Origin of the sequence: Dyadobacter tibetensis Y620-1, from assembly GCF_000566685.1 — a bacterium.
In the GTDB taxonomy this organism is placed as follows: Bacteria; Bacteroidota; Bacteroidia; order Cytophagales; family Spirosomataceae; genus Dyadobacter; species Dyadobacter tibetensis.
In genome coordinates this window covers 583,402-597,838 of record NZ_AZQN01000003.1, presented here as the reverse complement: position 1 = coordinate 597,838, position 14,437 = coordinate 583,402, and the positions used below count along the sequence as shown (strand labels likewise).

Annotated in this window: 10 protein-coding genes; 3 read left to right on the top strand and 7 right to left on the bottom strand. The window is 40.6% G+C overall.

Annotated features, from left to right (window positions below):
* Nucleotides 1-51: 51 nt before the first annotated feature.
* Together X939_RS0109565 and X939_RS0109560 are read left to right on the top strand one after the other, a co-directional pair.
* Nucleotides 52-1,125 carry a sensor histidine kinase gene (locus tag X939_RS0109565; protein WP_025763036.1) on the top strand — a complete coding sequence of 358 codons (1,074 nt, stop codon included), beginning with the start codon at nt 52-54 and terminating at the stop codon, nt 1,123-1,125.
* A gap of 32 nt (nt 1,126-1,157) precedes the next feature.
* Nucleotides 1,158-1,457 carry a Dabb family protein gene (locus tag X939_RS0109560; protein ID WP_025763035.1) on the top strand — a complete coding sequence of 100 codons (300 nt, stop codon included), beginning with the start codon at nt 1,158-1,160 and terminating at the stop codon, nt 1,455-1,457.
* 218 nt (nt 1,458-1,675) lie between these two features.
* On the opposite strand, the gene X939_RS0109555 is transcribed toward X939_RS0109560, so the two are convergent.
* Nucleotides 1,676-2,722, bottom strand: a complete 1,047-nt coding sequence (locus tag X939_RS0109555) for a Gfo/Idh/MocA family oxidoreductase (RefSeq protein ID WP_025763034.1) — start codon at nt 2,720-2,722, stop codon at nt 1,676-1,678.
* 340 nt (nt 2,723-3,062) lie between these two features.
* Here X939_RS0109555 and X939_RS0109550 point away from each other — a divergent pair, with 340 nt between their 5' ends.
* Entirely contained in the window at nt 3,063-5,441 is a 2,379-nt protein-coding gene (locus tag X939_RS0109550) for an ABC transporter permease (RefSeq protein WP_025763033.1), read from the top strand.
* An 84-nt stretch (nt 5,442-5,525) separates the two neighbouring features.
* On the opposite strand, the gene X939_RS0109545 is transcribed toward X939_RS0109550, so the two are convergent.
* The 6 genes from X939_RS0109545 to X939_RS0109520 all read right to left on the bottom strand — a co-directional run bounded on the left by X939_RS0109545 (nt 5,526) and on the right by X939_RS0109520 (nt 14,434).
* Entirely contained in the window at nt 5,526-7,313 is a 1,788-nt protein-coding gene (locus X939_RS0109545; RefSeq protein WP_025763032.1) for a RagB/SusD family nutrient uptake outer membrane protein, read from the bottom strand.
* Between the two features lie 17 nt (nt 7,314-7,330).
* Nucleotides 7,331-10,663: a TonB-dependent receptor gene (locus X939_RS0109540; RefSeq protein WP_044199082.1), complete on the bottom strand. Its 3,333-nt coding sequence runs from the start codon at nt 10,661-10,663 to the stop codon at nt 7,331-7,333.
* A 167-nt stretch (nt 10,664-10,830) separates the two neighbouring features.
* The gene (locus X939_RS0109535; protein ID WP_025763030.1) at nt 10,831-11,919 is read right to left on the bottom strand and encodes a FecR family protein; all 1,089 of its coding nucleotides are present in this window, start codon (nt 11,917-11,919) and stop codon (nt 10,831-10,833) included.
* 116 nt (nt 11,920-12,035) lie between these two features.
* Entirely contained in the window at nt 12,036-12,626 is a 591-nt protein-coding gene (locus X939_RS0109530) for an RNA polymerase sigma factor (protein ID WP_025763029.1), read from the bottom strand.
* Between the two features lie 106 nt (nt 12,627-12,732).
* Entirely contained in the window at nt 12,733-13,518 is a 786-nt protein-coding gene (locus tag X939_RS0109525) for a class I SAM-dependent methyltransferase (protein WP_025763028.1), read from the bottom strand.
* Nucleotides 13,502-14,434, bottom strand: coding sequence for a glycosyltransferase family 2 protein (locus X939_RS0109520; RefSeq protein ID WP_025763027.1), 933 nt, complete (start codon nt 14,432-14,434; stop codon nt 13,502-13,504). The genes X939_RS0109525 and X939_RS0109520 overlap by 17 nt, the downstream gene beginning before the upstream one ends.
* Between the last annotated feature and the right edge of the window lie 3 nt (nt 14,435-14,437).

Here is a 14,437-nt window from a genome sequence, read left to right as displayed (position 1 = left end):
ATAGCAAAATTAATCCCCGGTAGTAATTCCGAATTCATCCGATTACCCCTCATGTCCGTAAGTCCTCGTTTCATTGCCTTTGTGCTTGCCTTAATTATCTCCACGATTACCACCGCCTTTCTTTCGTTCGTAGTGGGGGTCAATAGAAGCATGCAATTCGTCACCTTTATGTCCTGCTTTCTAAGCTCTTTCTTTTTGGTGTTATATGCGGTCGATATTCTGGTTTTCAGAGAAGTAAATAAGATGTATCGCACGATCCATAAACTAAAGATGAAAGACTTTAATATGACCCCACGCAAAAGGTTGATTAAGGAATCGAACCCCCTGAAGACCGTAAATGATGAGATTTTCGTTTATGTAACCAAAAAGCAAAAAGAAATTGATGAACTCAGAAAGCTAGAGCTATTTCGCAGAGAATTTCTGGCTGATGTATCCCACGAGTTCAAGACGCCCATTTTTGCTGCCCAGGGTTTTATTCATACCTTATTGGATGGAGCGATGGATGACGAGAAGGTTCGGGAGCGCTTTCTGAAAAAAGCAGCGAAAAACCTGGATAGCTTGGACATACTAGTGAAAGATTTACTGGTTCTATCTCAAATGGAAACTGGAGATATCAAAATGAACATGGCTCCAGTGGATATGCTCCAGATGACCTTAAATATATTCGGAAGACTGGAAAACATAGCTTCAGATAGGAAAGTAAGCCTCAAAGTAAAGCCAGATGAGCTCAGTGCCGTCTGGGTCATGGCCGATCAGGACCGCATCGAACAGGTGATGCTCAACCTCATTGAAAACGCTATTAAATATGGAAATGACCATGGCAAAGTGATTGTTCACTTTAGCGAAAGTAAGAAACATATTGAAATTTCCGTTCGGGACAACGGACCTGGCATCCCTCAGGAGCATTTGGTTCGCATCTTCGAAAGGTTTTATAGAGTCGACAAAAGTCGATCCAAGGATCGGGGAGGAACCGGTTTGGGACTGGCCATTGTGAAACATATTATCAACGCTCATGACACCAAGATTGCGGTCATGTCTAAGCCCGACAAAGGAACTACTTTCTCATTCAAGTTAGAAAAAGTTGTATCTGCCACCCTTCCGAACCAGGGCCCAAGAGACATTTAAATAAGTTTATTCATTTATAATTCTATAACACCATGTTTATTCACAACGTATTTTTTTGGTTAAAAGACAAGTCCAGTGAAACAGATCGCGCAGCCCTTCTTAAAGGTATAGAAAGCTTGAAAGGCATAGAGTCGATTCATGCGGCATATATAGGACCTCCTGCTGCTACCCGCCGGCCTGTTATTGACGCCACTTACGACTTTGCAGAAGTCCTGATATTCGAAGATGAGGCAGCTCATGACGTATACCAAATTCATCCCCTTCACACCAAATTCGTAGAAGAATGCGCCCACTTATGGGAGAAAGTCGTGATCTACGATGTAGAAGCCTAAATCCGGATTTTCAACTTATCCACAACTCTACGCACACAGGCTGTGGATAAATGTGGATAAGTTGTTAATTAATTGAATATCAATTAATTGAAATGTGGAAAGAAAGTAAAAGGCTGTGGATAACTTCTATACTAACTTTTCCGAGGCGCTTTTACACTATAAATCCGAACCGTTGAGAGTGGTCCGGATTATAGAGTAAAATCTCCTGTGTATCTTGGTTAAAATATAGGAATAACTCGTCCTTCTTCATTACTCTTCAGAGCGGCTTCCAATACCCGCATGGTGTTGATACCATCCCTTCCGGTTACTGGCTCTGGCGTTCCGTTAATGATAGACTGGTAGATTCCTTCGTAATAATCCAGGTAATTTCCCTTCTCAGTAGGAACTGTTTCCCTGATCACCTCACCATTTCGAAGGGTATGCAAAATGCCCTCCATTCCCTCGGCCTCTCCTGACCAGTTCTGCGCATCGGGCTTTTCACCGGCTACCAATCTATCTTCCTGCAGATCTCCTCGTTTTTTCAAAAAGGAGCCAAGTTGCCCATGTAAAATGTAAGCAGGTGCCATCTCTCGGCAAATAAAACTTCCCTTAACCCGCACCCGCAGGTCTGGGTAGTACAGTAACATATCGAAATAGTCGTTGACTTGAGAACCCCTTCGAACGATGCGAAGATCGGCAAATACAGCATCGGGCATTCCAAATAATGACAGGGCTTGATCTGTGACATGCGAACCACGGTCTCTCAACAAACCTGCACCAGGAGAAGGGGTTTCCAGATGCGCCTTGGTATTAAGATCAGGAAGATGTTGCTCATAAGCAAAGGTTACCTCTACCAGATCTCCTAACAGACCTTGTTCAAATACTTTTTTAACCGTTTTAAAATCACTATCCCAGCGTCGATTCTGAAATACTGACAATTTTACCCGCTTTTCACGAGCTATGGCGTCCAACTCTATAGCCTCGGCCGCTGTCACCGTAAAAGCCTTTTCGACCACAGCATGCTTCCCCGCAAGAAGAACCGCCTTGGTATATTCGAAATGGGTATTGATGGGCGTATTGACAATGACCAGCTCAATACTTTTATCTTCGAGGATAGCTTCCAGACTCGGATAGCTTATGGCCTGAGGATACTCCTTTTGAATTAGTTTTTTACTTCGTTCCCACGATCCCAAAAGCTCGAAACCAGGGTGCAGTGCTAAAAAAGGGGCATGAAAGATTTTACCTGACATCCCAAAGGATAGCAGGGCAGTACGGATGGTTTTCATTATTTATCGAATTTTTGAAAAATTATAATTAAAAAATCAGATGGTGATCCTAGAAAGACTAAAGTACTCAGGACTTACTAAAAATGACAAATTACAGGGCAAATAAACGCTCTTTTCCTCCACTAAAGTTCTAGATAGCGCCTGGCCTAGCAATTATCCCGAACCTCTATCTTCAGCTACCAGTTACGAACTCAGCCGTTTAGCTATTTAAAAAGTCAATTATCTTTGATACGTTCTTCCCTGAAAGCGATTCTAAAAATCAAGATCCCTGAAAGTTGCTTCAGAGGGCTACTGAACGACTTAAATCTGCGGAGTTGAGGTCACTTTACTACTTTTCTTTATGATCAAAAATTATATTAAGATAGGGTTTCGAAATCTGATCAGAAACAAGTCCTATGTGATTCTGAATGTGATCGGATTAAGTCTGGGGATGACTGCGGCCATACTTATATATTGCATCGTGCGCTACCATGAAAGTTTCGATATCTTCCATCAGCACGCCAATCGCATCTACAGGGTAGTTACCGAAATGCGTCGGGATAGGATAGACTACACCTCTGCCGTACCTGCTGGGCTGGCACCTACCATTAGATCACAAGAAACCTTCGCCGAACAGGTGGCACGCATAGCCTCCTTTGAAAATACACAGGTACGTTTTGAAAGTCAGGGCCAGATAATCAAACTTAAAGAACCTGCAGGTATGGCTTTTTCAGATGTAGCATATTTTAAAATATTCGACTTTCCACTATTAACCGGTAGTCCTTCCAGCCTTGAGGAGCCTAATACCGCTTGGATCACTGAGCGACTTGTGAAAAAATACTTTAATGGTAGGGAGGCCCTTGGAAAAACCCTTCGTATAGACAACCGTATTGATGTAACAATTTCTGGTATTTTAAAAGATCTACCCCTGCATACGGATCAAAAAACGGAAATATTCATTTCCTACCCTACCCTCAAACAGTACGATGAATGGCTGGGCACAGATGATAATTGGTCTGGAATCCATACCGCACTTCATTGCTTCGTATTATTAAATCCAAATGTTACTGCGGAAAGAGCCGAGCAAGCAATGGCCTCCTACCCCAAAACCTACCGACCTTTAAGCAAAAACATCCACCGATACAGGCTTCAGCCATTAAAAGAAGTTCATTTTGATCATAATTATGGAGGGGTTATTCCTCACTCCCATTTGGACATTCTCCTGTTGATCGGCCTATTTTTGGTAAGCACGGCCTCCTTGAATTTTATCAATCTAGCCACGGCGCAATCCCTGAAAAGATCTAAAGAAGTAGGAATCAGAAAGGTATTGGGTAGTAAAAGAGGGCAATTATTTTGGCAGTTTATCTTGCAAACCGGTTTATTAACAAGCTTTTCATTTTTGATGGCGATCATCCTGAGCTGCCTGCTATTTTCCGGTCTAAACCAGCTCTTCAACATCCAGGTCTCGTTCCGCTCGTTATTAAACTTCCCATTTTTCCTTTATGGAGGCGGATTAGTACTAGTGGTAACCTTAATTTCTGGAAGCTACCCGGCCTATCTACTTTCGGGCTTTCAACCTATAAAAGCCCTACAAGGACGTTTTAACAAAATGGAATTAGGAGGATTTAATACCCGCCGCTCTTTGATTGTGGTTCAATTGATCATTTCTCAGCTGCTGATTTTGGGTATGATCGTCATCACCAGACAAATGAACTATTCCAGCCGGCAACAAATGGGATTTGACAGGGACGCAGTGGTTATGCTGAATATTCCCCGAGGAGACCTGAACGGGAAAGCCCTTAAAAATGAAATTAAAGGAATAACTGGTGTCCGACAGGCTGCTCAATGTTTTTCTGCACCCGCCTCCCATTTGGTTTGGGGAAGCACTCCCCGATACAATAATAAAACCGAGGATGAGCCCTTCCGCCTCTTACTCAAATCGGTGGATCAAGATTATTTATCCACTTTTGGTTTAGAATTATTGGCTGGCAGAAATGTTTTGCCCTCAGACTCTGCACATGAATCAATGGTCAATGAAGCCATGGCCAGAAAGCTCAATCTGGAGGATCCAGAGCAAATGTTGGGTAAGCAGCTCAATTTTGCAAATGAAAAGACAACGATCGTAGGGATCATCAAGGATTTTCATCACCAATCATTTCACAACGGAATAGAGGCCGTCGCCTTGTTTACAGGGCCGATCCACCATGAACAACTTGCTGTCAAATTAAACCCCAGTCAACTTTCTGAGGGGCTTGTGGCTATAGAAAATATTTGGAATAAAATATTCCCGGATCTGGTCTTCGAGTACAGCTTTCTGGATGAATCCATTGCTTCCTTTTACCAGCAAGAAATGCTAATGCTTAATATGGTTAAGATATTTTCCTTTACGGCCCTTCTCATAGCCAGCCTGGGATTGTATGGGCTTGTGAGTTATATGATTTCCCAAAAAACGAAAGAGATTGGGATTCGAAAAGTTTTAGGCAGTAACGTGCTGCAAGTAGTCTGGATTTTCGGCAGGGAAATTGTAATGCTGGTTGTTATAGCTTTTTCTATAGCCGCCCCCTTGGGTTGGATGGTCATGGACGATTGGCTGCAAAACTTTGAATACCACCCTTCCATAGATTTTCCGGTATATTTTTTTACTCTAACCTTTACTTTACTGGCGGCCTTCACCATAGTTAGCTACCAGACCATCAAAGCTTCATTAGCAAATCCTATCCATTCACTTCGTTCGGAATAACCAATTTCATACAGCCTTAAGAAAAAATTATGGCTACCCGTGCGATACGGGTAGCCTCATTAAGGGTTTAGGTATGGGTGATGCTTACCAGCCAGGATTTTGCTGAAGTTTTTTATTCCGATCTATTTCAGATTGAGGCATTGGAAAAAAATAAAATGCTTTTTTAAAAACCCTAGTTTCATAAACGGTACGCTTATAAAAGTCAGGATCATTTACTGAGTTGCCAGCATCAACGTTCATTCCATAAAAGGGACCTGCATCTGTCTGTTCGGCGATTTTCCAGCGTCGTGTGTCAAAATATCGATGATATTCAAATGCCAATTCGACCTGTCTTTCATTTCGAATTTCTTGACGCATAATATCCTGGGAAAGTCCCTTTTTTAATCCAGGTATGCCCCCCCTTTCCCTAATCATGTTTAGGTACAATAAAATATCCGGATTTCCGGGATCTACTTCATTTAGGGCTTCTACATAATTCAAATACATCTCCCCTAATCTGAAATATACAAGTGGTCGTCGAGAGAAACGATTAATACGGGGATTAGAGTTAGGATCGACATTCTTGCGAACCAAATAACCAGTAGCAGAATGATCGTAGGAACCTGACTTCCCAGTATTTCCTTTATTGAATAGTTCGACGGTTTTTATGCCATCGGATGTATTCATCCATTGACTTCCATTATAAACTACGCCTACGTAGAACCTAGGCTCTCTATTGGTCCACATATTATAAGTCTTTTCTTTAGTATATTTTCCTGCCTTTTCAGAGAAACCTTCCTCTATATATCCCGATTCGGGATCCTCTATATTTTTTCCATTCGCCATATGATAGGCATCCACCATATTTTGGGTTACACCTATACCGGACCATCCCCCCCCGAAACGTGGTGCCGCATGACGCTCGAAATCCTGGAGACCATTTTCTACTCGAGCAAATAAAATTTCCTTGTTCCAAGGCGTCAGCAAGACATTTTGACAAGAAAGAAAAGGGTCTAGATTACCTGTTTCGTCATTTTGACGAAACAGCCCAAATCTACCATTATCTATTAATACCTTAGCTGCTGAGGCGGCCTGTTTCCATTTATTAGGGTCGTAGCTTTGATTTATTAACACTTTACCATCTGAATTCTTAAAATCAGCATAGTCGGTATTGCCATTAAATAGTGGACTAGCCGCATAAAGCAAAATTCGAGCCTTTACGGATTGAGTAAAAACCTTTGTTAGTCTTCCATATTCACGATCTTGGCCATACCAGTCCGGCAAATCCTTTTCTGCTAGTTCCAACTCAGAAACAATATAAGCAACACATTCGTCAAATGAATTTCGCGGTAATTGTATGTCATTCAAAGCTAAATCCGGAGGTATAACTTCTTCACCATTAAGAATAATTGCTGGACCGTACTGGCGAATAATGCAGAAATAAAAATAAGCCCGTAATGCCCGTGCTTCGGCTACATATTGAGTAATAAGTTGCCGACCTTCTGGCAATCGAAGAATTTCTTCATTTTCTCCTATTCTTTGCATGAAATATGTGGCAGTGCGAATTCCTTGATAATAATGAGTCCAGAAATTAAAAAAGCCCGATGTGGCATCCCAACTGCCTATATTCATAAAATAAGAATTATATCCTCCTCTGGCCCAAGTCATATCTGCCTCGTCAGATCCGCCCATCCATGGATTGGAGTTCCATTGGTTGGACTCATCTCTTATATAAGAATAAACGCCATACAAATACCTTTCGGATTCTTCACGTCTCTGGAAAACCTGGTCAATTGTCAATCGATCATTGGGGACCTGATTTAAAAAGTCTTCACTACAGGAACTGATGCCTAAAGAGACTGTGAGTAGAAATATATATATAAACTTTTTCATGTGATATTCTAGTTAAGTCAGAAATTAAAGTCCATTCCAATATTAAAACTGGTAAGATTCGGATAAGCTGCACCTCGCCCATCTCCTAATTCAGCATCCCACATCTTGAACTTGCTGAAAGTTAGCACATTATACCCCAAAAGATATATACGAGAATTTTTCACGCCAATACCACTAAACCAATTTTCAGGGATTTTATAAGCCAATTCCAAACTTTTCAAGCGCAAATACCGACCATTTTGAACCCAGTGACTACTGGTCCGATAATTCATATTTTCATTACCAAATGTAAGTCTGGGGTAAAATGCATCGGGATTAGGATTTTCGGGTGTCCATCTATCCGTTATTTGAGACAATAGGTTTCCTCTGTTCCCACCTTGCTGGAATGGAACAAAACCTTCTCCACTTAATAAAATATCTACGTTTCCTATCCCTTGAAAGAAGGAAGCAAGGGTAAAATTCTTGTATCCTACGGTGAGTCCAAAGCCATATACAATTTCAGGAATTGCCCCGAATCCAATTGGCATTTCATCGAAAGCATCTATTTGTCCATCTTCATTAATATCTTTAAACTTGATATCACCGGGAAGAACGCTACCAACCTGACTGGCATGACTTTTAATCTCTTCTTCCGATTCGAATAACCCTTCTGAGATCAAGCCAAAACGCTGGCCTATCTTGCGTCCCTTGCGTTCGAGCCATGGATATTTCCAAGATGGCAGGTCATCCTCTATTACCTTATTCTTGGCATAGGTAAATGTCCCTCTAAGGCCTAAATCCCAATGACCAACATGCTTATTATACTCAAGAGTACCATCTATTCCATGGTTCTCTGTTCTTCCAAGGTTTCCATAAGGATTATTTCTCAAACCTAAATAGGCTGGCAAGGATGATCTTCTAAGAAATATTCCCTTTCTATCTTCCTTAAAATAATCTAGCTGTAAATAAAGTGCTCCAGACAAGGTTCTCAAATCTAAGCCTAGATTTGTTTTGGTACTAACCTCCCAGCTAACACCAGAAGCGTACTCCGCTATATCCAGACCTGTTTTATAATCGTCGTATGATTTCCCAAAGGTGTAATTATTTGTATTACCAACAGTTGCTATATACCCAAATCTTCTATTATTATTAGGATCTATATTACTATTGCCTGACTGCCCGTGTGAGAATCTAAATTTAAATAACTGCAAGGACCCTTTCAGTGGTTCAAAGAATTTCTCCTCTGACATTACCCACCCTAGTCCTATAGAAGGAAAAAAACCATATCTTTTGGATGGTTCAAAATTTTCTGAACCATTATAGCCAAAATTAAATTCCATTAGGTATTTATCATCATAAGAATACGTACCTCTACCCGCTAATCCTCTATTCCTGAATGGAAGAGATAAGATAAAATCATCTGCGAAGCCAGGTACTTTATCCGTCTGATTATATAATACCATTAATCCTAGCCCATGCTTGTCAAAACTACGATTATAATTAAAAGCACTTTCAGTGTAAAACTGACGATCTCCTCCATTCGACCTAGAGTAGTTCAAATATTCACTCCCAATTCTAGTCTGATTATAGATGAGATTACCATCTTCATCCCTTCCTGTTGCAAGCCAATTGTCTGATGACTTGGTTCTTCTAATATTATGTTGATTATAAGCATCAAATGAAAATAGAGAGGTAAATGTCAAGCCCTTTACCAAAAAATTCAAATCTTGTGTCAACCTTATGTTAGAAAACAATTGATTCCGCCATTCAGTGGCATATCCAGACTGCGTAAGTTGATCGTATGGATTTTGAACCGCCGAACCAGCTTGTAAACCAGAAATCCTCCCATCGGGATAAGTCACTGGGTAAACTACTGGCGGTGCCTGCATGGCTGATCCAAATATTGTACTAGTGCCATTTCCAGGAAAATTACCATTCAAAATATATCCTTGTATCCCTAATCCCAATTTTGTTGTTTTGGTGACATTCAAATTAACATTTGAAGTAAAATTGTATCTTTCCGTTTTTATTGCGGAATTGTAATTTGAAAGCCCATCTGTTTTAAACAACCCTTTTTCACTAAAATAAGAGGTTGATATATAATAATCAGCATTATCCGATCCACCAGTAATATTAAAATTGGCTTTGGTATTTCTTCCCGACCGATTAAAAATTTCTTTCATCCAATCTACATTAGGATACAAGTAAGGGTCAGCTCCAGACCTTGTCATATCAATGGCTTCTTGTGTATATTGAGGGGAATTACCTCGTGTTGTTTTTGCTTCATTAACCATTTCCATATAAGTAGGTCCATCCACAAATTTTGGTAGTTTGGTAAATTGAGTTATACCTTGATTAAAGCTGGCACTAATTTGTGGAGTACCGGGTTTTCCTTTTTTTGTATTAATTAAAATAACACCGTTGGCTCCCCGCACCCCATAAACTGCCGTGGCTGAGGCATCTTTTAAAATCGAAAAACTTTCAATATCGTCTGGATTTATATTTGCGAAATCACGTTGAATTCCATCTACCAAAACCAATGGACTGGTACCCGTAAATGTAGATACGCCTCTTATCCATAAAGAAGCATTGTCATATCCAGGCTCTCCACTCCGTTGCACAGAAATTACTCCAGAAATCCTTCCCGCCAATACCGTAGATAAGTTTCGGACAGGCTGCTTTAGGTCAGCTACTGAAACCGTAGACTGAGCACCAATCGTGGTTATCTTCCTTTGTGTCCCGAAACCTACTACAACTACCTCTTCTAGTCCTGCAATATCATCCTGTAACTGAATAAATAATTCAGTTCTACTTCCAACTATTACTTCTTGGGCCAGATAGCCTATGTACGACACAACCAATGTATCCGTAGGTTGAGCCTCGATCTTAAACTCCCCTTTGATATCTGTAGTGGTACCCTTATTAGAACCTTTAACAGTGACAGCCGCTCCTGGTAATTGTACACCATTCTTGTCGGAAACAATTCCTACAATTTGTAACAATGAACTATATACGACAGGCTTTAATTGACTTTCTTTTTTTATTTGCTTAGGGACATTGCTAATTGTTCGCTCTAAAACAATAATCTGTTTATTATTAACCTGGTATTTAAGATTAGTATTTAAAAATACTCTGTCCAGAATTTCGGAAACTCTAACTTTATTTAATTCTAAATTCAGCTTTTTTTTCTGGTGTGTTGCCAGCACCTCATCTTTATAAAAGATTCGATATTCCGAATTCTTTTGAATTTGGTCGAAGAGTTGAAGAAGACTCCCTTCTTTTAAATTTACATCTATACGATTCTTTTGGGAAAAACCGTTAGCCTGCACCCCTAAAACCCCTACCAAAATGAGAAGTAGTGTAATTTTCATAATCCTAAACAGTTTGTGTGGACAGACCTGTCCTAACAGACCATAGTTCTTTTGGTCAAATTTTTTCATAAATTTGAAATGACTTTTGTTAAACATGAGTTAAAATAGCCTTTGCTTGCCGGCAAAGGAACCTTAACCGGTAGGCGCTCCAACGCCTTCCGGTTTTTTTAATTGTAATGCTTTTTGTCCAGTAAAAACCCCCTTTCTGTTTTATGAAATGTTGTACCCGTGGTGGTGGTGATAACTTGCATGACCTGCTCCACAGAATCGGCAAGATCAAGAGTCCCTGAAAATGTCTGTCCAGACAAACTGGAGTCATTTACCTCGATCTCCACTTTATAGTATCGAGCAAGCTTCCTTAATATCTCGGCTAATTGTGCCTTATTCAATATCAAAAATCCATCTTTCCAAGAAATACATTCTGCAACATTCACCTCCATACTGGTTAACTTGTCTGTATGGGCGTCGTATCGCACCTGGGTTCCAGGCCTTAAGGTCTTGGTGCTTCGTCCTAAAAGATCGGAATTCTGAAGTGAAAGAACTATACTCCCCTCAGCTAAAGTAGCCCGGGCTTCAGTCTCATCCCCATAGGCACTTACATCGAACTCAGTGCCTAAAACCTTGATTTGAAGTTCTCGCGTATGAACATAAAAGGGCTTGCCCTCCCGATGGGAAACATCAAAATATGCCTGACCTTCTAAATAAACGGTCCGAGAATCTGCGCCGAAATGTTCAGGATAAACCAATTTGGATCCTGAGTTAAGCCATATTTTACTCCCATCTTCCAAAGTGATTACTGAGCGCTTTCCATAAGGAACTACCAATCGGTTAAATCCTTGAGATGCTACCGGACTAACGGAATTATTATATAGGGATTTGTCAACTTTGATTTGTTGACCATCTTTTTGATGTTCTATTTCCGAATGTTGCCGTTCAAGGGTAATTACCCTGCTATCGGCTAATATTAAAGCCGCTTGCCCCGTATCTACCACCATACCCTCTGCTAAGTTTTGCATCTGTGAAATATTTACAGATCGCATCCCTAAAAATTGGAAGCCTGTCCATAGCAACAGCAACAGTGATGCCGCAACCAAGGTCCAGCGTAGCCCTAATTGTCTCCTCCTTTTTCTGTCGATCCGGGCAGCAATATCATCCCAAAGTTGTGCTTTTCCTTCTCCTGACAACCGAATAGGTGTTAATGATTTCATTAATGAAACCAAATTCTTCAAACCCGATTGTTCATTATCTCTCTTCATTCGTTTTCTATAGTTCAAATTATAGAGCATAAAAATGCCTTCACCATTAAAGAGAGATGTTCAGAGCTTTTATAGACACTGAAAAGAAAAAAATAATTAAAAACTTAGGCTGAATTTTATAAATCGCAGATTAACAAGAGAATAGCAGAATATTCTAAATTAGTTCTAAGCAACTTAAGAGCTCTATAAATAAAAGTTCGACAAGTGGCAACCGAGATATCCATCATCGCGGCAATCTCCTCGTATTCCAAACTATGGGTATACCGTAAATAAAGAATCTCCCGTTGCCGATCAGGAAGGCGGTTTACCTCCTCGGCTAGTGATTGAAGTCTGCGCCTCTGCTCCTCATCTTCGATCATCTGATCCTCTATGCTAAAACAAAAGCTTTGTAGTACCAAGTCGCTGGGCACTACACTATGCAATCTAAAGCGTTCCGAACGTCTTTTAATCTCTATAAGCTTTCGCTTATATGATTTTATAAGGTAAAAGTTTACGTTAACGTCTTTAGCCAGGTTCTTTTGGTAGGTGTGCAAATCAAGAAATAAATCATGGATAGCATCCCGGGACAGCTCCGAATCAGCGGTATAACGCATTCCAAAATCATATAGAAAATCTGCATAGATATCGTAGAGTTGTTGGAATGCCAAGGGGTTTCCTTTCTCCACAAAACTCATCCATATAGCTCTATTTGAATCTACTGTCTTCATGCCTCATCTCTAGGATGAAAATAAATTAATATTTTTACTAAGAATAATACCTAAATCTACTTACTTTATTTTTATAAATGTATATTACTTTTCCCATTTTAAGCATTTAATTTAAAAAAACGACTCTACTTGGCTGTAAAACCATAAAAAGTGAACTGCCAAAAGGGGCACGATTCAAGAGGTTATTCTCTAGTTGCATAACTTTCCATAGGGAGGCGTTCACGATATCTCCCGGATAGCTCACATCCGATACGGGAGGTTCCGACAAGTCCGCTGATATATGTAGCCGATATTTTTGCCATTGTCGTACCATCAATATCGGAAGTGAGAGTAAAAAGGGCCAATAGGTACGGTATAAAACCGCTAAGCCTGCCTGCTGGGTATATTCATGAAAATCTTTCCAGGTATAGCGCCGCGTACTCCCTATTGCCACATCGTGACTCCCCGCAAACGCTTCAAAAGCATGAATATTAATGAGTAAGAGTCCACCAGGATTCAGCCTTTCTTTCATATTTTTCAAAAAAGCAATGATTTCCTCATCGGTTAAAAAGTATAAAGCATCGTTGCAACAGATAACATCGAAGGATAGTCCTGCTCTGTATTGGGTAGACTGACGCAGATCGCCTACTGACACATCCAGACCCGACTCCTGTGCCAGTTGAACGGCAGTAGTGGAAAGATCGAAGCCACTAGCATGCTCGTATCCTGCATTTTTCAGAGCCAATAACAACCCCCCTGTACCGCAGGCTGCATCAAGGATCCGAATGGTCTTCTTTTCTTTTTGTATATAAGTTTCAATCTGAGAGAGAACTCTACGGTGGAGACTTCTATACCACCATAGTTTTTGTTCCACTTCCTGCATTCTTTGATATTCCTCAGGATTGTCGATCATAGGAATGATGTTTATTATGTTTAATCACATACTGAGGCTGCCCACTTTGTGCCATAAAACCTTTCCCTATATATTCGCCTAATATGCTTAGGATAGTACATTGCAGACCACCTAAAAATATCAGTGTCGCCGTAACCACCTGCCATTGTTTGGGGTCGGGACCCATCACCCATTGCCCCGTCAGGAATAGTAGCAAAAGGAGGCCAATTCCCAGCAACCCCAGACTAATTGGCATAAATACCCGTATGGGCAAGGAGGAATAGCAAAATAAAATATTAAACAGCAGGGTAATTAATTTGGAAAAGGTGTAATTGGAAGCACCTTCTTCCCGTTTAGAGTGCCTCACCTGAACCCTTCCAATATTACGGGTTGTTCTAAATATCAGTCCATCAATGTAGGGATAGGGACCTGTATATTTTACTATCTCCTGGACCACCTCTCTCCGAATCAGTTTAAAACTGGAGAGGTACAAATCTTTAGGCTTGTTCAGTAAATAGCTTGTAAGGTAATTGACCCCTGTACTTCCCCAGTTTCTATGACGGGCATGTTCTTTTTTTGCATAATAGGTGTAAACCACATCGTAATCTCCTTCTTCTGCCAACTCCAAAAGTTGAATGATTTCTTCTGGAGGATTCTGAAAATCATCGTCTATCATCACGGAAAATTGGCCACGGGCCCAATTCAAACCACACATCACTGCATTGAACTCTCCAAAGTTGCGTCGGAGTGAAATAAATCGTAGGTTTTCGTAAGTGTTGGCAAGCTGCATACATATCCATTCCGATTGGTCGGGACTACCATCATTTACCAGAATCACTTCAAAATCTATTGATGCCAGGGAGACGTACAGCTCTGCAACCAACGGGGCTATGCTATTTTCACTTTTATAGACGGGAATAATTACCGATAGTTTCATGAT

What these genes read in the sequence shown, in the direction of transcription:
- X939_RS0109565 (WP_025763036.1), top strand. Translation starts at nt 52, where the DNA reads ATGTCCGTAAGTCCTCGTTTCATTGCCTTTGTGCTTGCCTTAATTATC.
- X939_RS0109560 (WP_025763035.1), top strand. Translation starts at nt 1,158, where the DNA reads ATGTTTATTCACAACGTATTTTTTTGGTTAAAAGACAAGTCCAGTGAA.
- X939_RS0109555 (WP_025763034.1), bottom strand. Translation starts at nt 2,722, where the DNA reads ATGAAAACCATCCGTACTGCCCTGCTATCCTTTGGGATGTCAGGTAAA.
- X939_RS0109550 (WP_025763033.1), top strand. Translation starts at nt 3,063, where the DNA reads ATGATCAAAAATTATATTAAGATAGGGTTTCGAAATCTGATCAGAAAC.
- X939_RS0109545 (WP_025763032.1), bottom strand. Translation starts at nt 7,313, where the DNA reads ATGAAAAAGTTTATATATATATTTCTACTCACAGTCTCTTTAGGCATC.
- X939_RS0109540 (WP_044199082.1), bottom strand. Translation starts at nt 10,663, where the DNA reads ATGAAAATTACACTACTTCTCATTTTGGTAGGGGTTTTAGGGGTGCAG.
- X939_RS0109535 (WP_025763030.1), bottom strand. Translation starts at nt 11,919, where the DNA reads ATGAAGAGAGATAATGAACAATCGGGTTTGAAGAATTTGGTTTCATTA.
- X939_RS0109530 (WP_025763029.1), bottom strand. Translation starts at nt 12,626, where the DNA reads ATGAAGACAGTAGATTCAAATAGAGCTATATGGATGAGTTTTGTGGAG.
- X939_RS0109525 (WP_025763028.1), bottom strand. Translation starts at nt 13,518, where the DNA reads ATGATCGACAATCCTGAGGAATATCAAAGAATGCAGGAAGTGGAACAA.
- X939_RS0109520 (WP_025763027.1), bottom strand. Translation starts at nt 14,434, where the DNA reads ATGAAACTATCGGTAATTATTCCCGTCTATAAAAGTGAAAATAGCATA.